We start from the raw sequence: 19,535 nt of genomic DNA, 5'->3' as shown, positions 1-19,535 counted from the left end.
ATATTGTTACAATTTAAGCGGTTTATATTCTGTTGACAATGTTTTAAGATGATTGAGGATTGTGATGAGGCTTGCATTTTGCGCCACAGAAAGAAAAGAGCACCCTGTTGACTTTATCGAACAGATTGCCTGTGAATATGATTGGTCGTTTGAGCGAGATGCACAAGATGAAATTAGCGTTTGTGTGGAAGGAAAACGCGCAAACTATCGTCTTGCTTTTTCATGGATGGAAGAGCATGAAGCACTTCATTTAGCTTGTTCGTTTGATCTTTCTATTAAAAATGCTCGAACAGCCGAAATACAGCGCTTATTGCTAGCAATTAATGAAAAATTGTTGTTGGGACATTTTGATTATTGGCAAAGAAATAACTCGGTTATTTATCGGCAAGGTCTTCTTTTGGCTGGTGGGGCGCATCCATCCCATATACAAGTTGAAACATTATTGATAAATGCACTTAAAGCCTGTGAAAGCCATTATGTTGCATTTCAGATGGTGGCTTTATCGGGAGAAAGCGCTTACAAGGCATTACAATACACTTTGTTTGAAACTGTAGGGAATGCCTAAAATATCAAGTTTGTTATTTTTACAGACTGTTTACTGAAATATGATTCATCGGGGGATATCAAGAATAGCGCGCAATCCCCCGAGTGGGCTCTCGTCTAATTGTATATTGCCACCATGGCTGCGTGCTATGTCTTGGGCAATAGAAAGACCAAGTCCTGTTCCACTTGCATCTTGATTTCGTGCTTTATCAATTCTGAAAAATGGCTTAAAAACTTCTGCACGCATATTTTTATGAATTCCAGGTCCATCATCGTCGATTATCAATATAAAAGATTCTTGTTGAGAATTGGCTGTTAGTTTAACGGTCGTGCTGTGACAAAATGCATTTGATACAAGATTGCTAACCAAGCGTGTGAAAGCACGGGGACGTACTTGTATCTCTGTAGGTCCTTCAATGGTGTAAGAAAATTGACGTTTGTGTAGATGAGCATCGGTGGAGAATTTTTGCATAAGAGCATTTAAATCAAAAGTCTTGACACTTTCACTTCCTTCTCCACGGGCAAAGGCAAGATAATCTTCTAACATATTTTGCATATCACTTACATCTTGCTCAAGCGGTTTAATATCAAAGCCAGTATTTGCTAATGCTAACTGAAGTTTAAAACGTGTAAGAATGGTTCTTAAATCATGACTTACTCCTGAGAGCATCATGGTGCGTTGTTCTATTTGGCGTTCAATACGTTCTCGCATACGTAAAAAAGCGATGCCTGCACGACGGACTTCATCAGCTCCTTGTGGTTGAAATCCTTTTGGTAAGGGACGACCTCGCCCAAAGCTTTCAGCCGCTTCAGCGAGTTGTTGAATTGGTTTTATTTGGTTGCGTAAGAAATAAATTGCTATCAACAACAAAACAAGAGCTGTTCCTACCATCCAGCTTAAAAAAATAGAGGTATTGGAAGCATAGGCTTGGCTGCGCGGAGCGAAGACACGCAAGATGTTGTGACCAAGGTGGATACGGATTTCAACAAGATCAGAATCTCCTACGGTATCGATCCAGAAGGGACGGTTAATTTGTCGGGTGATTTCTTCGCTTAAAAAATAATCAAGAATTGCAAAAAATGGCTTAGGTCCCGGTGGGGGTAAGGGGGCAGGAGAGAGAATAGAAATGTTTAATCCCATACGTTGTTGTGCAATACGCTTGATATCTTCATAGTTATCTTGTTGTGGATATGTTTCAATAATATCAATAATGGCTGAAATATCATGCACGACAGCAGTTGAAAGACGCTCGGTTACCATTTGCCAATGACGTTCCATAAAGACGTAAGCAATAACCGTTTGCAGAAGCACCATGGGAGCAATAATAATGATCAAAGAACGAGCATAAAGCCGTTTAGGCATTTTTTTCGTTAGCCATCGAAAAAAAAATCTTAAAGGTTTGAACATTCTTGTGCCTATTCAATTGAGAGTTTATACCCTATTCCTCGCACAGTTTGGAGCCATATAGGAAGTGCTGGATTTTTTTCGATCTTACGGCGAAGGCGGTTGATTTGTACATCAATGGCACGTTCACTTATATTGCTGTCATCGGTCGCGAATTTATGGCGCGGAATTGTATCGCCTGCATTTTCGGCAAAAATGATCATCATTTCTTGTTCTTTATCGGTTAATTTAATAATTTCTCCTCTTTTTTTGAGTTCGCGCCGTGAAATTGAAAATATATAAGGACCAAAAATGATTTGCTCAATTTTAGGTTGGCTAAGGGGAAAACCACGTCGTAAAATGGCGTTGATGCGAAGGAGAAGTTCACGAGGGTCAAACGGCTTAGCCAGATAATCATCTGCCCCTGCTTCTAATCCACGGATACGATTGTCTATTTCTGATAAAGCTGTTAACATGAAGATAGGGACATCTTTTGTTTGACGGAGTGAATGAGTGAGATCAATACCGTTTTCGCCAGGCATCATGACATCAACAATAAGAAGATCAAAATCTAAACTTGCTAACAGTCGTCTTGCTTCATTCGCATTGGCTGAAACTGAAACACGAAATCCATTTTTAATGAGAAACTGAAATAAAAGATTGCGAATACGCGTATCGTCATCAATCACAAGAAGGTGAGGGGCATCGTCACACAAAACTTGAACGTGATTGCTCATTCTTAAAAAAACCTTGATAAAAATTTAGTTTACACAAAGTGCAAGTTTACATAAGTTGTATAAAGCTGTCGAGCAGCACCTTTACCTTAAAGGAGAGAAAGTTTTATTTATAAATTGAAAAAAGTTATTTTTGAAAAGGATATGATGGGTAGTCTTAATATACATATTATTCCAGTTACGACATTCCAACAAAATTGCACTTTGCTTTTTGATAGTGAATGTAAAACGGGGGTTCTCGTTGATCCTGGTGGTGATTGGCCGCGGATTCAAGACGTAATCGAAAAGAATGGTGTTATCGTTGAGGCTATTTGGATAACACATGGTCATTTTGATCATGTAGGAGCAGCAATGCAAGTGAAAGAAGCGCTTAATGTAAAAATTATCGGTTCACATCGCGATGATAAGCCTGTGATGGATGCCGTGAGCGAAAGCGCAAAAAATTATGGCATCACTGATGCTTGCATTTGTATTCCTGATCGATGGTTAGAAGATGGTGAGTGCGTTCATTTTGCTGGACATGTGTTTAAGGTTTTTCATACACCAGGGCATTCTCCTGGTCATGTTATTTATTTCAATGAAAAAGAGCGCTTAGCCCTCTTGGGTGATGTTCTTTTTCGTGGCTCTATTGGACGTACGGACTTCCCCTTCTGTTCCCATGAAAAATTGATGCAATCTCTTAGAGAAAAAGTTTTACCTTTAGGCAACGATGTTCGTTTCATCTGTGGGCATGGTCCCAAAAGTAGCATAGGCTATGAGCGCCAAAATAATCCTTTTCTTCAAGATTTTAATATATGAGCAAACAAAAAAAACGCTTTGAAGCGTTTTTTTTGCCATTTAAAACTTTTTAGTAGGGCAGAACAGAAGTTAATTTATTGGGGCATAACAAAGGTGTTCGACGCCTTTACGGTCTCGGAAAGTTCCTGTTTTAGGGTTGAAGGAACGGTATTTTTTCTTGCAATAGTTAAGCCAATCAGATTCTAATGATTGTTGTACTGGCTCATATTCCACCGTTTGCGGAGCTTCATAAATTATCTGTTCTTGTGGAACCTGTTGATATACAATTTGATGCTGTGGTGCGGTTTGATAAACAACTTGTGGCTGTTCTGGTTTTTTAAAAATTTTGCCGAGAAGTGCACCTGCTGCAAGAGCAAGAATGCCCATTGCTAAAGCTTCTCCTGAGTTATTTATATTAATACTACTGTGTTTTGTCTTTTTGCGCTCGACATAATGATATGTCTTGTGTTCAACATGATGGTGTTGTTGTGCTCCCCATTTATGGCTAACATAATGACGCTTGTGGGGATTATCAAAAGAGTGATGTTCACTATGAGAAAAATGGGAGCTAAAATTGTGAGACGGTAAACCAGCCTCCCTTCTCATATCATAGTTATGATACCATGCCATATCCGCAAGCGTTGGATCTAATGGCATCAAAACGGTTACAGTAGACATTGCTGATAATACCGCTAACCTGATCACTTTTTTCATAATGATGCTCCTTGTGTCAATTCGTATTTTTCACATCCTACACGTTTCAAACTGAATAGAGACTGAACAATTTTGGACTTTATTGTGACAAAAAAATAAAAATTCATTTAGTTAAAACTATTATCAATACAATAAAATAAAATCATGACAGAATTTTGATTTCAATTAATGTACTCTTCTTAAGCTTAATTAAGCAGCTTGTATTTAGAGCACCAGATTTTTTACTATTGGTTATAAATTATTTATTGATGAGTACTTTTTTATTGCTTGATACAATATGAATTGAACAATAGGTGTATGAATAAAAGTTATCGTTTTTTATTATAGGCTTATGGTGCTAAGATAGAACCTTATTTCACCTTATTTGTGTGATTGAATACAGTCCTGTTTCACTACTCTCTTGTGAGGCTAAATATTGAGTTCGATATCATATTATAACTGTATAAATATAATATATTGCGGGAACTTTTTTTGATATATGGGAAACATTCTTGTTGGGATATGGCTGTTAGTTTGACAGTATTGGCATGACAAAATGCATTTGACACAAGATTGCTGATGAGACGCGTGAAGGCACGTGGGCGTGCCTGTATTTGTGTAGGGCTTTCAATGGTGTAGGAAAATTGACGTTTGTGAAGATGTGCATCGGTAGAGAATTTTTGCATAAGAGCATTTAAATCAAAAGTTTTAACACACTCACTTTCTTCACTACGGGCAAAAGAAAGGTAATCTTCTAACATGTTTTGCATGTCGCTCACATTTTGCTCAAGCGGCTTGATATCAAAGTCAGTATTTGCTAATGTTAGCTGAAGTTTAAAACGGGTGAGAATGGTTCTTAAATCATGGCTTACATCCGCAAGCATCATGGGGCGTTGTTCGATATAGTTAGAAGATGGTGAGTGTGTGTATTTTGCTGGACATGAGTTTAGGGTTTTGCATACACTGGGGCATTCCCTTGGTCATGTTATTTATTTCAATGAGAAAGAGCGCTTAGCCTTCTTGGGTGTTGTTCTCTTTCGTGGTTCTATTGGACGTACGGACTTCCCCTTCTGTTCTTATGAAAAATTGATGAAATCCCTTCGAGAAAAAGTTTTACCCTTAGGCGATGATGTTTGTTTTATCTGTGGGCATGATCCCAAAAGTAGTATAGACTATGAGCGCCAAAATAATCCTTTTCTTCAAGATTTTAATATATGAGAAAACAAAAAAACGCTTTGAAGCGTTTTTTTGCCATTTAAAACTTTTTTAGTAGGACGCAACAGAAGTTAATTTATTGGGGCATAACAAATGTGTTCCAAACCATTACGGTCTCGAAAGGTCCCTGTTTTAGGGTTAAAGGAACGGTATTTTTTCTTGCAATAGTTAAGCCAATCAGATTCTAATGATTGCTGGAATGGCTCATATGCCACCGTTTGCTGCACTTGATAAACCCTTTGATTTTGCGGAACTTTTTGATAAATTACCTGACTTTGTGGTACTATTTGATAAACCACTTGTGGCTGTTCTGGTTTTTTTAAAATTGTACCAAGAATTGTACCTGTTGCAAGACCAAGAATGCCCACCGCTAAAGCATCTCCTGAGTTGTCTATATGAATATTACTGTGTTTTGTCTTTTTGCGCTCGACGTAATGATATGTTTTGTTTTCAACATGATGATAATGGTGGTGGTGGTGGTGATGGTGTTGTTGTTGTTGTTGTTCCGTCTTACTATGTTTGGCTACAGACCTTTCATGTTTGGCTTTAAATCTTCTCTTGTTGTCATCAGAACTCTTGTGGAAATCATCAACAAACTTTTGGAAATCATCAGAAAAAAAACCACGTTTTTTATCAGAACAATGGGAGTGAGAAAAACCGCAAGGCAGAATATCAGCTCTCTTCCTTATTTCCCTTATCGCATCATCTCTTTCTTTACGCATCTTCCTCATCATATCATCTATTTCTCTCGAGATAGAGTCACTACGATTCCATGCCATATCCGCAAGCGTTGCATTTAGCGGCATCAAAATGGTCACAGTTGACATTGCTGATAATACCGCTAACCTGATCACTTTTTTCATAATGATGCTCCTTGTGTTAATTCGTATTTTTCACATCCTACACGTTTCAAACTGAATAGAGCCTGAACAATTTGGGACTTTATTGTGACAAAACAAATAAATAAGCCATTTAGTAAAAGCTATCATAGATACTGACAAAATTTTGATTTCAATTTAATGTATTTAATTGATAAGATTGTATTGGTAGTAGATGATTTTTACTATGTTGTATAAAGTATTTATTTGGGAATAATTTGTTCCTATCAATTAATTTAATGTAATTTAATAACTATTTTATAAATAAAGCCTATAGTTTTATCACTATATAATTATGATTAATATTAAATTATATATTGTAGTATAATTGTATAAATATAATATATTTGTAGTAATATTTTGTTTCATGGAAGATATTTTTTAAAATTTGTCTGCATTTATTTATATTTTAGAAGTTTTTACAGTTTTAAAGATTTTTATAATAAGGTTGAACAAGAAAGATTTTTTGAAAAGTCAATAATTTTAGGCATTTTTTGTAAAATATCCTCTCTTATGTTGTCTTAGAAAAATTGGAATATTTTTAATATTTGCTGTTATCTATTTTTAGGGCAATACTGTTTGCTCTTCATCGATAGTCAGTTTTTTAGAAGAGCTAAAGATTAGTTTTGGCGGTGTGAAATTTCTTGCTCCTTCATTGATTGCGTTTTTTTCGCTTTATTGTTGCTTGATTAGGGGTGTTTTTACGAGATTTTCCTTTTTGATTTTCCAAAATACCAATGTCCATGGTTGGTCCCATGTGTGCAAGGTCTGGTTTGGAGAAAAGACTTGCTTGTAACACGGGCTCTTGGGGGGATTGTTCTCTATGATGTGTTAAGGGATTCTCCGCGAGTTCTAGTTCTATCTTTTGTAATTGTTTGATTTCATCGCGAAGGCGTGCTGCTTCTTCAAAATTAAGATCAGCAGCTGCTTCATGCATTAATTTTTCGAGGTGTTTAATATGAGATGCTAAATTGTTGCCAACCATATTTTTTTTCTCGATGACATCAGGGATATTTGTACGAATATGGTTGTTTTCATAGCCTGAATTGAGAATATCTCCGATATTTTTTTTGATACTTTTCGGTGTGATATGGTGTTCTTCATTATAGGCTATTTGTTTTTGTCGACGTCTTTGTGTCTCTTGTAAGGCTCGTTTTATGGAACCAGTGATCGTATCTGCATAGAGGATAACACGGCCATCTACGTTACGTGCAGCACGTCCGATTGTTTGTATGAGGGAAGTTTCAGAGCGCAAAAAGCCCTCTTTATCGGCATCTAGAATGGCAACAAAACCACATTCTGGAATATCTAAGCCTTCTCGGAGCAAGTTGATACCGATGAGGACATCAAAGGTGCCAAGCCGAAGATCGCGTAGAATTTCAATGCGTTCTAATGTATCAATGTCGGAATGCATATAGCGTACACGAATACCTTGTTCGTGGAGATATTCAGTTAAGTTTTCGGCCATACGCTTTGTGAGAACTGTCACCAATGTACGGTAGCCCTTTTGAATTGTTTTCCGAACTTCATTCACAACATCATCGACTTGAGTGCGTGCTGGACGAATTTCTGTTTCTGGATCGACAAGCCCTGTTGGGCGAATGATTTGTTCAGCAAAAATACCATGGGATTGTTCTATTTCCCAGCGTCCAGGTGTTGCGGAGACAGCAATTGTTTGTGGGCGCATGGCATCCCATTCTTCAAAGCGCAAAGGACGGTTGTCCATACAGGAAGGGAGGCGAAAACCATATTCTGCTAAAGTTGCTTTTCTGCGAAAATCACCTCGGTACATACCACCAATTTGGGGAATGGTTACATGGCTTTCATCGATAAAAACAAGAGAATTGAGTGGAATATATTCGAATAAAGTTGGGGGTGGTTCACCGGGATTTCGTCCTGTTAAATAACGTGAATAATTTTCAATTCCCGGACATGAACCGGTGGTTTCCAACATTTCCAAATCAAAAACTGTACGTTGTTCTAAACGTTGTGCTTCTAAAAGACGCCCAGCTTCGTTCAACTCATCGAGGCGTTGAACGAGTTCCATTTTGATAGATTTCATCGCTTGGTTAAGTGTTGGGCGTGGTATTACGTAGTGTGAGTTGGCATAAATTTTAATTGATTGAAGATCGCCTGTTTTTTGTCCGGTGAGAGGATCAAATTCCGTAATTGTTTCCACTTCATCGCCAAAGAGCGAAATACGCCAAGCACGATCTTCGAGGTGGGCAGGGAAAATTTCGATTGTATCCCCTCGTACACGAAAGGAACCACGAACGAAGTTGATATCTTGTCGATAATACTGTTGAGAGACTAAATCAGCCAAGAGTTTTCGTTGATTGAGTTTGTCCCCTTTTTCTATTTCGAAGGTCATGGCCGTATAGGTTTCTACGGAACCAATTCCGTAGATGCAGGAGACAGATGCGACGATAATAACATCATCACGCTCTAAGACGGCACGTGTTGCAGCATGACGCATCCGGTCGATTTGTTCATTAATAGAAGACTCTTTTTCAATATAAGTGTCAGAGCGTGCAACATAGGCTTCTGGTTGATAATAGTCATAATAAGAAACAAAATATTCGACAGCATTGTGAGGAAAAAAGCTTTTAAATTCTCCATAAAGCTGTGCCGCTAAAGTTTTATTTGGAGCTAAAATCAGAGCTGGACGCTGTGTTTTTTCAATGATATTGGCCATTGTATAGGTTTTTCCTGAGCCGGTAACACCCAAAAGCACTTGTGTACGTTCATCTTTTTGAATTCCCTCAACCAGAGTTTTAATGGCTTGAGGTTGATCTCCCGCTGGTTTAAAAGATGTTTCGAGTTGAAATGGAATACCACCTTCAGATTTTTCAGGACGAATAGGGCGGTGAGGTGTCCATAATGCACCATTCTTAAAAAGAGGATTACCTGAAGCAATGAGAGCAGAAAGAGCTTCTACTGTTGCAGTAACACCATTTTTCATTGTTGTATCCTTTGATAGAAGCGTGCTGGTGATTTTAAAGAAAATACTAATTTTTACAATTTCATTACAACAACAGCAAAACATTATTGAACAGATTTGTTTTGGTTTATTGGAGCTTTCATTAGGATCTTGATCAAGTTTTTTCTATGAGACAAATTCTTCGAAGTATTTCTTTGGAGGGAGCATATTTGTGGTTGTTCATAGACACTATTGCATTTTTTCCATGATGATATTCAAGAGGGCATAAGTTATTATGGCTGTTATGGAGAATAATCGGTACGTTTGGGCACTAAAGGCATTGTGTATGTGTGATAAAGATCATTTCCATCTTTAAATGAAAGATAACGAGATGACACCCAACCCATTTGAGCGTTATATCGGATATGGCACCAGTTTCCTTCACAGTTTTTGACAAAGACCAATTCCCCCGCAGAGATTAAGCCACAAAGCGCATACTGAGTGCTGGGGCCTGCTCTAAAATTAAGATTTCTCGTAACAAAGGCCTCTGCTGCCTCGGATATCGTTGTAGTTAAAAAGAAAGGAACAAACATAAAAAAAATTATGATTTTTTTCATTTTACTGCAAAGAACTTCTTTAGTAATTTTCTATCCTTCTCTCTTCGTATCACATATGATTTCTTTTGCCAGACTATGATAAAACAGAAAAAAATACAATTCTTTCTTCTTTAGGAGACTCAGCAGTAGAGTGAATTTTAATATTTTAAACACCAAAATGAGATGTTTTAAACACTATTGGTGCATGTTTTGTTCCCTTTATTTATTTTTATATGGAAAACAGAGAGACTGTACTATATAATGAAAAAGATCGTAGTTTTCGGATTCCAAAAGTAATTTTGGAAGCCGTTTTTTGTATTTTTATTAAACTTTCCGTGTAATAGAAAGGGACGGATTATGGAAAAAGTTCCGATGACTACAGCTGGTTTTGAAAGTCTTAAAGAAGAGTTGCGTTGGCGTCAACAACAGGAGCGTCCGCGGATTATTGAAGCAATTTCTGAGGCGCGAGCACATGGTGATTTGTCAGAAAATGCCGAGTATCATGCAGCTAAAGAAGCGCAAAGTCTTAATGAGGGGCGTATAAATGAGCTTGAAGATTATATCGCACGAGCAGAAGTGATAGATGTCTCGCGTCTTTCAGGTGACAAAATAAAATTTGGCGCAACCATTAAACTCTTGGATGAGGATACTGAAGAAAAAAAAGTGTATCAGATTGTAGGGGATCAAGAAGCTGATGTAAAAATTGGTAAAATCTCTATTTCTTCGCCTATCGCACGTGCACTTATTGGCAAGCAAGAAGGTGATGTGATTGAGGTGAATGCACCAGGTGGTGCGCATAATTATGAGATCATTAAGGTTCAGTACATCTAAATAACATATGGATTATTATGCGTATCTCTTTGGAAGAAACTGAGGTTATTGCGCCTCATTTAAAAAAGCGTTTGTCGGGAGTGACATCTACGATTATTCAGCTTATTCCACTACAGCGCGAACAGGGGGTGCGTATATCTACTTTGGGATTTGGATTACCACAAAACTTGCCTGCTCTTACCTTTAGGGACCTTTTCGGACTTTGGAAAAGTCCGAAAGGGAAATCATTTCGTATTTGGCATGCACGACGCAATATTGAGATGCTTTGTGGGATCTTTTTACGCGATATCTTGCGAATGAAGCTGAGGCTTATATTCACATCGGCTTCACAACGCCATCATAAGCCTTTTACCAAATGGTTGATTCGCCGTATGGATAGAGTTATTGCTACCAGTACGCATACGGGTGCTTATCTAGAAGTGCCTCACAAGGTTATTATGCATGGGGTGGATGTAAGGCGTTTTACGCCACCACAGACTCTTAATGATTACTTTTCTTCAACAGGATTTCCAGGAAAATATGCGGTAGGATGTTTTGGACGTGTGCGTAGCTCAAAGGGAACAGATTTATTTGTTGATGCTATGATAGCATTATTGCCCCACTATCCTGAGTGGACAGCACTTATTGCTGGTCGTACGACAGAACAACATTATCATTTTGAAAAAGAATTACGCCAAAAGATTGCTAAGGCTGATCTGAATGATCGCATTATTTTTCTTGGTGAGATTCTGGATACACCTTTATGGTATCGTCGTTTATCACTTTATGTGGCACCTTCTCGTACAGAAGGTTTCGGTTTAACACCATTAGAGGCAATGGCATCACAGGTTGCGGTTGTAACGAGTGATGCGGGAGCTTATAAAGAGTTGGTAGTAGCAGAAACAGGAACGGTTGTAAAAGCAGGAGATGGTTCGGCTTTAACGGCAGCGATTGAACTTTATTTTTCTAATGTAGAAAAAACATTAGCGGCCGGAAAGAAAGCTTTAACCCATGTTCGTACTCACTTTCCTTTGGAAAAGGAGGCAATTGAGATTGGAAGTATTTACAAAGAACTGTTTGCGGAAAAAATACTTTAAAATATATTATATCAGAAATCTTCTTGAGGAATGATAAAAAGTGTTTCCTTTAAAGGTTTTTTATGATCATCAAGAAAACATCTCAATTATATAAGTGTTATTTCAAAAAATTTATCATGTCTTTCATATAACGCTATAAGAAGTTCTCAAAGTTTGGGATCAAAGATTAAAAAATCTATAGGTTTGAGAGCGATATATGGCTTATGACAAAGCATACGAGGAGAGAGAAGAATTATTTTAATTCCAGCAATATTTTAGAATGAGAAAATAATACTTTAACTTTTAAAGTCTAGAGATTTATGCACTATCTTAACGCTGTCATGCTAATATTATTACGTTTTGTAAGACTTAAATATAGAGCAAAAAAATTCTTATCTTAAATGAGAGAAAATTTTTGAGGTTTTCTGTAGTATTTTCATGGATAAAATAGTTGTACATATTTTCGGGTAGTAGAAATTCATAAACAAAATGTGCTTTGATTCATATATTGATATCATATAAATAATTTATCTTTGCAATTTGAATAAGAACTTTCAATATCGTATGATTCTTCCATGTCAAATCTGTTTATAGTAAATCAATAAAAACTATACATTTGCACATCACAATTGGAAGAGAGCATGTGGCGGATAAAAACTATTTAAGAAAGGTGTAAAGAGATTTCTTATAAATTGTCTGAAATGCAGTCTGTTGCACATTAACAGCAGAAAAATAATATGATGGTGCTAATTGTATCTTATGTTGTGGTTTCGGTATGCACTTTATTATTTAAGTAAAAATGATGGGACCAATTATATCTTATACCTTTCATAAGAATTGTTGTGAAATGAATAAGATGAGTATTGTGAGATGTTTTTTAACAAGCTTGTAAATTTGTAATAGAATGCATTCTATTTTCCATAAAGATGTTGTTCTATTAAAGAGAAAAAACACTTTTATCAGCAAATATTCATATTTTTGCATGAGGGATTATTCGTAAAAAAGAATGTTCTATGCGTCCACTTTATTTGATAAAGAAGATCAATAAAGTGAAGTTTTATATGTTATGGCTTTGAGAGTATTGGTATTTGATTGTTTTTGTTGAATTATTTTTATATCATTGATATGATGTTTTGTATGAAATTTTAGGAAATCTTCAGTAGATTGGGTGAGGGGTGAATATTATGACGCATACTGTTCTCGCCTTTTTATCTTGTAAATTTTTTATCATGGTAGCATAAAATACTCTATGCATTAGAATTGTTCACGCCAGAAAGCGGGAATAAAAAGGACGAATATTGTTATGATTTCAAGGCGTCCAGCTAACATTAGAAAACTTAAAATCCATAAAGCATTATCATTGATTGTAGAGAAATTACCTGCAGGGCCAATGATATCTCCAAAGCCTGGACCAACATTTGAAAGTGCGGTTAAGACACCTGTAAAGGAAGAGGTAAAGTCAAGACCGGTTGTAAGCAAAAGTGCAGTGCCGATAACAAGGCAGAACATATAAAGACATACAAAAAATAAAACGGCTTGAGCAACATCGTTTGATATATTTGAGTGATCATAGCGAGCTTTTACGACAACATTAGGAGAAAGAAGTTTTTGTATATTTGTTTGTGTAATACGCCAAAGAATAATAAGGCGATTGATTTTCATACCACCAGAAGTAGAACCAGCACACCCACCTGTAAAAGAAACAATAAAGAAAATTCCAAGCGCAAAGGGGCCCCAAAGTTGATAATCTTCAGCACTGTAACCTGTGGTACTAATAATGGATGAAAGGTGAAAAATGGCATCAAGAAAAACCAAATGGAAAGCGCGATGATCATGAAACCGTAGCCACACTGCTAAAGCAAAGCTGAAAAGGAGAACGATATGGAGAAAAACAATTACTTGTGGATCAAGGAAGCGTTTGGAGTGTCCAGGAAGAACTAATTTAACATAAAGGACGAAGGGTAAAGCAGAAAGCAACATGAAGATTGTTGAGATAATTAAGATAGCTGGTGTATTAGAAAAATAGCCAAAAGAAGCATCGTGAGTCGAAAAACCAGCAGTTGCTACTGTACTCATTGCATGGTTAATGGCATCAAATAAATTCATGCCTGCAGCAAAATAAGAAAGCATACAAGCCAATGTGAGACCAACATAAGCTATGATAATTCCATTAGCAATTTGGTTGATGCGAGGCAATATTTTTTCAGATTTATCAGATGATTCCATATGAAAAAGTCGTACTCCCCCCACACGCAGTGAAGGCAAAATCAAGAGGGCTAAACCGATAAAACCGATGCCTCCAATCCAGCATATGATAGAACGCCATAACAAAATACTTCGCGACAAATTATCAAGACCCGAAAGGACTGTAGAGCCTGTTGTTGTAATTCCAGAGACAGATTCAAAGATGGCACCTGCTAGAGAAATGGGTAGAGGGGAAAGATAAAGAGGTAAGGCACCCACGATGCTTCCTGTGAGCCAAAGACAAACAGTGAGCATAAAACCAAGGCGTGCTGAAAAACGACAAGTAGCCCCCTTAGTTGCTAAAAGAATCAGCGTTGCTAACATGGTGGTTATGGCACAAGAATAGAGAAAGCTTATCCAATTACGATTGTTGTCGTGCAAATCCACAAAAATTGGCAAAAGCATTGCTCCTCCCATGATTAAGGCAAAACGTGCACAGACATTGATAATAAATTGAAAAATGATCGTTCCCTATCTTTGTATCTCTTTTTATTATGGTTTTGTGCTCATAAGAAGTTACATTTTTCTCTTTATAGGATAAGGATTAATTCTTAACATTAGCGCGCCTTGATGAATTGGTAATCAGACCTTTTCATAAAACTTGAAAAGAAGTATACATAACATAATTAGGGCTCTTGAAAAATATTTTTTTAAAAGGCTGCATTCCGTTATCATTTATAGAATAATTAATTTATAATAAAGTGAAGGGGATTTAATGGTACAATCTCATATTCGTCTGCTGATTATTGGCTCAGGTCCGGCTGGTTATACAGCGGCGATCTATGCAGCAAGAGCAATGCTTAAGCCGGTTTTGGTGACGGGCTTGCAGCAGGGTGGGCAATTAACAATTACAACTGATGTTGAGAATTATCCAGGTTTTGCAGATCCCATTCAAGGACCATGGTTGATGGAGCAAATGGCAAAACAAGCTGAGAATATGGGGACAAAAATTGTCTATGATACAATTATAAAGGCTGATTTGTTGAAGTATCCTTTTGTTTTATATGGGGATTCAGGAACACAATATTCTTGTGATGCACTGATTATTGCAACAGGAGCTCAAGCGCGCTGGCTTGGTTTAGAAAGTGAACAGACCTTTATGGGCGGAGGTGTTTCCGCTTGTGCGACATGTGATGGCTTTTTTTATCGTGATAAGGACGTTATTGTCGTGGGAGGAGGAAATACGGCTGTTGAAGAAGCACTTTATTTATCGCATTTGGCTAAAAGTGTAAGCGTGGTTCACAGGCGGGGGCAGTTTCGGGCAGAAAAAATTTTGCAAGATAGGTTGCTAGCTTGTAATAATGTACGTGTTCTTTGGGATCATGTGGTCGAAGAAATTTTGGGGCTACCCGCTCAAGATTCAATGGGCGCTGTTGTAACAGGGGCACGTCTGAAAAATGTTAAGACAGGTCACGAGATGAAAGTGAATGCAGAGGGCATATTTATTGCCATTGGGCATGATCCTGCTGTTTCTCTGTTTGAAGGACAGCTGAAACAAAAACAAAGTGGCTATTTATGGACAGCACCGGACTCAACAGCAACAAGCATTGCTGGTGTTTTTGCTGCTGGGGATGTGACAGATGAAACATTCCGCCAAGCTGTAACAGCTGCGGGAAGAGGATGTATGGCAGCGTTGGAAGCAGAACGGTTTTTGGATATACTCAAGCGTTAGTCACCCATTGAGAACATAGAGAATATAGAGGTAAAATTAATTGTGGCGCCACCGTTGGATTGGGATAAGTTAAGGGTTTTTCACGCTGCAGCAGAAGCGGGATCTTTTACGCATGCTGCTCAAAAACTTCATTTATCTCAATCAGCCGTTTCACGACAGGTTTCGGCTTTAGAACAAGAGGTTGGGGTATCCTTATTTCAACGTCATGCGCGTGGTTTGATTCTTACAGAACAAGGAGAAACTCTTTATCGTACAGCTCATGATGTTTTGATGAAGCTTGAAAGTGTGCGTTTGCAATTAAGTGAAAGCTATGCAAAACCAACGGGGCACTTGCGTGTGACCTCGACCTTTGGAATGGGGGCTGGGTGGATTGCAGAGCGTATGCCAGAATTTCTTAGTCTTTATCCTGATATGCAGGTTCAGCTTTTGCTTTCCGATGAAGAGCTTGATTTGACAATGTGTCATGCGGATTGTGCTGTTCGCTTACATCAACCCAAACAACCTGATCTTATACAAAGAAAACTCTTTACAATTCATATGCATGTTTATGCTTCGGAAAAGTATATTGCAAATTATGGAAAGCCGGAAAAATTGTCTGATCTCGATGAGCATCGTATTATTTCGTTCGGTGAACCGGTTCCACCTTATTTGTCTGGTTTAAATTGGTTGGAAAAGGCTGGTAGAAGTGATGGATCATTGCGCGTTTCAGTTCTACAAATCAACAATATCATCTCAATAAAGAATGCGCTTATGCGTGATCTTGGGATTGCTGTGCTTCCTGATTATATCGTCAATAATGATGAGCATTTAGTGCGTCTTTTTCCTGATATGGTTGATATTCCTTCTTTTGATACTTTTTTTTGTTATCCTTATAATTTAAAGAATTTGGCAAGGTTAAATGCTTTTCGAGATTATATTTTTTTAAAAGCCCGTCAGTGGTCTTTTTAATATTAATATCTTAATTTATAAGGGACAATTAGCTATTTTGCAACTTGAGACTCCCGTAATATTCTTTCGTTTCAAATTTGCCTATATTGAATCAATTAAAATTATTTGTTGCACATTAAAAGTGGAGGGAGTCTGTGCGGGTAAATATTTTTGAAAAGAGGGATAAATGTTTTTTATGAATGCTAGCAACGGTGAGGGTTATTATATATTGAAAAATGGAAAATCGTGTGATGGTGTAGTTAACATTTTTACTATTTAATTAAAGAGAGTGGTACATGATGGAGACAAATTTAAAGCTATGTGTTTATCGCATAGCAGATACGCTTAAGTCTTTATTGTGCTTTTCCTTATAAAATGACATAGAATATTATCTCTTGATTATGTTGCCTCCCAGTTTCGTTTTCTTGAGTGTTCCCTTACGAAGATCTATCAGATTGATTTTATCTCTGAGGATTTTCCAAATTTGCCGGACATATGTCCGGCTTTTTTTTAATTTTTGAAAGAGTCCCTAGAAATTGCAATATATGGGAAGATGATAAAGAAAAAATTTCGAAACTGGCGGATATCCAACAATTTTTTTAAGAATACTAAAATTCAATGAGGAGTTTGAGAGGGGGTATTCTACTGTACTGTAAAAGTCTGTCTTTTAGGAGCGTGATATAAAATATTTAAAACCTTATACATGAAGTGCTTTTTATTAGAATGTGAGATGAATATTTAAGGCAGGTCTTGTTCATAAAGCCTATGAAGTAAATCAAGTAGTTATTAGATAGAACTTAAAGGAAACTGGATTGTTTACACAACGATGGGAGGTGGCTTCTTCTTCATTTTAGGACGAAGAAGAAGCTGAGAAAGAAATAGAAGAGATTTTATTGTAAGGGCCTTTGATTATAAGGGCAATTGTGTTTAAAAGTGCTCGGTCTTTTTTAGAGTTATAAATTGAATGGAGAAAGCAGAATAGGCTTGTCATCTCTTATGATAAGAGACCGATTCATTTATTTGATAGCTAGATTTTTTTGATCTTTATCTACAGCATCTATTTTTGTGTTTATTCATAGATATTTTTGCTGAATCGATAGATTTAGACCATGACGCAGTTTCTGGTATTTTCTCGGATATACTAACATTCGGCAAAAAAACAATCACAAGAGATGATGTTAAAAATTTTAAGTTAAACTGTTGCAAAAGCGCTGGATACGTAAGCAAGCTTCTTCAAGCAGTTTTTCTGATGTTGCATAAGAAATACGAAAAGTTAATCCAAGTCCAAAAGCAGACCCTTGGACGACAGCAACAGCCTCTGTTTCTAGAAGCGCTATGACAAAGTCTTCATCATTCATAATACATTGACCGTTAGGTGTTTTCTTACCAATAAGTCCTTTGCAAGAAGGATAAACATAAAAAGCACCTTCGGGCGTTGGACAGTGAATGCCAGGAGCTTGGTTTAACATGGAAACAACGAGATCACGGCGTGCTTGAAAAATACTTTTATTTTTAGTGATAAAGTCTTGTGGTCCATTGAGAGCTTCAACTGCAGCCCATTGTGAAATAACACTCGTGCCAGATGTTTGCTGGCCTTGAATGGTATCCATAGCTTTAATGAGTTCTTGTGGTCCGCCTGCATAACCGATTCTCCAGCCCGTCATCGCATAAGCTTTAGAAACACCATTCATTGTGAGTGTGCGATCATAAAGCGCTGGTTCTACTTGAGCTGGAGTAACAAAGGTAAAACCCTCATACGTGAGATGTTCATATATATCGTCAGTGAGAATATATACATGAGGATATTTTACTAAAACATCGGTGAGTTTTTTCAGTTCATTATATGTATAAGCGGCACCTGATGGATTTGAAGGAGAGTTAAAGATAAACCATTTGGTTTTTGGGGTAATGGCAGCTTCTAGCTCTTGTGGTTGGAGTTTATAAGAAAATTCCGCTTTTGTTTCTAAAAAGACAGGCGTACCATCGTTAAGTGTGACCATTTCTGGATAACTAACCCAATAAGGAGATGGAATGATGACTTCATCTCCTCTATTCAAAGTTGCCATAAATGCATTAAAGAGAATTTGTTTTCCACCGGTACCAACAATAATTTGTTCTGGTTGGTAAAGAAGGTTATTTTCTCTTTTAAATTTTGCAGAAATTGCTTGGCGCAATTCTGGAATTCCAGATATGGGAGGGTATTTTGTTTCTCCCCTTCGAATAGCTTCAATAGCCGCGTTTTTGATGTTGTCTGGGGTATCAAAGTCTGGCTCTCCAGCACTTAAAGCAATAACATTTCGCCCTAATGCTTTTAAATGACGGGCTTTTTGAGAAGCAGCAATTGTTGCAGAAGGTTTGATACGAGACAGTTTGTCGGCAATAAAAGCCATAATTTAAAATCCTTATATTATATCAAATGATTATTGCTTTAAGAATATTTTATAAGAGATTATATTGTATGCAATAAAAAACTTCCACAATACTCTTACATAGGCTTTATATTCTTCTTTTTTGAGATTTTTGCAAGGTCATTTCTTCTTAGGTTTTATGAAAGATTTATAAGGAAAGATAGAGGAGGTTTGATAAATTGTACAAAGGAGATAAGCAGTCTTTTATTTTAACAAGGTAAAATAATGTTTTATACAAAATAAAAAATCTTCGTCGTTACAGACGAAGATTTCTAAATAAAATATTGCAGAATTTAAACTTTAAAGTGCTGCAAGGTTACCAGCGGCAAATTTTCCTGAACGACGATCTTGAAGAACATCATAAGAGATTTTTTGCCCTTCATTAAGACTGTTTAGACCTGAACGCTCGACGGCAGAAATGTGTACAAATACATCTGCACTACCATCACTAGGCTGAATGAATCCGAAACCTTTTGTTGTATTAAACCACTTAACTGTTCCTGTAGACATAGGAAACTCCTTAGAATATATAATTATATTGAGCATTGAAGCTTTTATCCCTTCAATACGGCTGTAGATCGAAATTAGGTGGGAGAAGTTTCGTCGAAAGTGCAGATTGCACAGGAAAGAAAGTCACGTAACCGAAAATTCGATGAAA

The 19,535-nt window shown here is 37.1% G+C and carries 15 protein-coding genes and 2 pseudogenes; 7 read left to right on the top strand and 10 right to left on the bottom strand.

Annotated features, from left to right (window positions below; translation table 11 throughout):
* The first annotated feature begins 64 nt into the window (after positions 1-64).
* Complete coding sequence (locus ACFILZ_RS01965) at positions 65-565, top strand: YbjN domain-containing protein (RefSeq protein ID WP_375610126.1); 501 nt, start codon at positions 65-67, stop codon at positions 563-565.
* Between the two features lie 45 nt (positions 566-610).
* On the opposite strand, the gene ACFILZ_RS01960 is transcribed toward ACFILZ_RS01965, so the two are convergent.
* Together ACFILZ_RS01960 and ACFILZ_RS01955 are read right to left on the bottom strand one after the other, a co-directional pair.
* The gene (locus ACFILZ_RS01960) at positions 611-1,951 is read right to left on the bottom strand and encodes an ATP-binding protein (protein WP_375607754.1); all 1,341 of its coding nucleotides are present in this window, start codon (positions 1,949-1,951) and stop codon (positions 611-613) included.
* Positions 1,952-1,959: 8 nt separating this feature from the next.
* Positions 1,960-2,664, bottom strand: a complete 705-nt coding sequence (locus ACFILZ_RS01955) for a response regulator (protein ID WP_375606339.1) — start codon at positions 2,662-2,664, stop codon at positions 1,960-1,962.
* A 144-nt stretch (positions 2,665-2,808) separates the two neighbouring features.
* On the opposite strand from ACFILZ_RS01955, the gene ACFILZ_RS01950 reads away from it, so the two are divergent.
* On the top strand, positions 2,809-3,459 hold the full coding sequence (locus ACFILZ_RS01950) for an MBL fold metallo-hydrolase (RefSeq protein WP_375606477.1): 651 nt from the start codon (positions 2,809-2,811) through the stop codon (positions 3,457-3,459).
* 69 nt (positions 3,460-3,528) lie between these two features.
* Here the strand turns inward: ACFILZ_RS01950 and ACFILZ_RS01945 are convergent, their stop codons facing one another.
* Entirely contained in the window at positions 3,529-4,152 is a 624-nt protein-coding gene (locus ACFILZ_RS01945; RefSeq protein ID WP_375607753.1) for a BA14K family protein, read from the bottom strand.
* A gap of 482 nt (positions 4,153-4,634) precedes the next feature.
* Positions 4,635-5,033: pseudogene (locus tag ACFILZ_RS01940) on the bottom strand (sensor histidine kinase); the annotation flags it as partial.
* A 4-nt stretch (positions 5,034-5,037) separates the two neighbouring features.
* Here ACFILZ_RS01940 and ACFILZ_RS01935 point away from each other — a divergent pair.
* Positions 5,038-5,349: pseudogene (locus ACFILZ_RS01935) on the top strand (MBL fold metallo-hydrolase); the annotation flags it as partial.
* Between the two features lie 68 nt (positions 5,350-5,417).
* Here the strand turns inward: ACFILZ_RS01935 and ACFILZ_RS01930 are convergent.
* The 3 genes from ACFILZ_RS01930 to ACFILZ_RS01920 all read right to left on the bottom strand — a co-directional run bounded on the left by ACFILZ_RS01930 (position 5,418) and on the right by ACFILZ_RS01920 (position 9,761).
* Positions 5,418-6,209 (bottom strand): BA14K family protein, encoded by a 792-nt coding sequence (locus ACFILZ_RS01930; protein ID WP_375610127.1) that lies wholly within the window; start codon positions 6,207-6,209, stop codon positions 5,418-5,420.
* A gap of 667 nt (positions 6,210-6,876) precedes the next feature.
* A complete protein-coding gene (gene uvrB / locus ACFILZ_RS01925; protein ID WP_375610128.1) occupies positions 6,877-9,186 on the bottom strand; it encodes an excinuclease ABC subunit UvrB in 2,310 nt (769 codons plus the stop codon).
* Between the two features lie 260 nt (positions 9,187-9,446).
* The gene (locus ACFILZ_RS01920; protein ID WP_375606335.1) at positions 9,447-9,761 is read right to left on the bottom strand and encodes an SH3 domain-containing protein; all 315 of its coding nucleotides are present in this window, start codon (positions 9,759-9,761) and stop codon (positions 9,447-9,449) included.
* 336 nt (positions 9,762-10,097) lie between these two features.
* Between ACFILZ_RS01920 and greA the strand changes: the two genes are divergently transcribed.
* Together greA and ACFILZ_RS01910 are read left to right on the top strand one after the other, a co-directional pair.
* Positions 10,098-10,571, top strand: coding sequence for a transcription elongation factor GreA (greA, locus tag ACFILZ_RS01915; protein WP_375606334.1), 474 nt, complete (start codon positions 10,098-10,100; stop codon positions 10,569-10,571).
* A gap of 17 nt (positions 10,572-10,588) precedes the next feature.
* Entirely contained in the window at positions 10,589-11,647 is a 1,059-nt protein-coding gene (locus tag ACFILZ_RS01910) for a glycosyltransferase family 4 protein (RefSeq protein ID WP_375610129.1), read from the top strand.
* A gap of 1,233 nt (positions 11,648-12,880) precedes the next feature.
* Here ACFILZ_RS01910 and ACFILZ_RS01905 read toward each other — a convergent pair.
* The gene (locus ACFILZ_RS01905) at positions 12,881-14,275 is read right to left on the bottom strand and encodes a TrkH family potassium uptake protein (RefSeq protein WP_375606332.1); all 1,395 of its coding nucleotides are present in this window, start codon (positions 14,273-14,275) and stop codon (positions 12,881-12,883) included.
* Between the two features lie 310 nt (positions 14,276-14,585).
* Here ACFILZ_RS01905 and trxB point away from each other — a divergent pair, with 310 nt between their 5' ends.
* Together trxB and ACFILZ_RS01895 are read left to right on the top strand one after the other, a co-directional pair.
* Entirely contained in the window at positions 14,586-15,542 is a 957-nt protein-coding gene (gene trxB, locus ACFILZ_RS01900; RefSeq protein ID WP_375606331.1) for a thioredoxin-disulfide reductase, read from the top strand.
* Between the two features lie 42 nt (positions 15,543-15,584).
* Positions 15,585-16,490, top strand: a complete 906-nt coding sequence (locus ACFILZ_RS01895; protein WP_273791217.1) for a LysR family transcriptional regulator — start codon at positions 15,585-15,587, stop codon at positions 16,488-16,490.
* 1,166 nt (positions 16,491-17,656) lie between these two features.
* Here ACFILZ_RS01895 and ACFILZ_RS01890 read toward each other — a convergent pair.
* Positions 17,657-18,859 carry a pyridoxal phosphate-dependent aminotransferase gene (locus ACFILZ_RS01890; RefSeq protein ID WP_375610130.1) on the bottom strand — a complete coding sequence of 401 codons (1,203 nt, stop codon included), beginning with the start codon at positions 18,857-18,859 and terminating at the stop codon, positions 17,657-17,659.
* Between the two features lie 318 nt (positions 18,860-19,177).
* Complete coding sequence (locus ACFILZ_RS01885; RefSeq protein WP_012754908.1) at positions 19,178-19,387, bottom strand: cold-shock protein; 210 nt, start codon at positions 19,385-19,387, stop codon at positions 19,178-19,180.
* Between the last annotated feature and the right edge of the window lie 148 nt (positions 19,388-19,535).

It is taken from the genome of Bartonella sp. AP40SXNS (assembly GCF_042195825.1).
Lineage (GTDB): Bacteria > Pseudomonadota > Alphaproteobacteria > Rhizobiales > Rhizobiaceae > Bartonella.
This window is presented reverse-complemented; position numbering and strand designations above follow the sequence as displayed.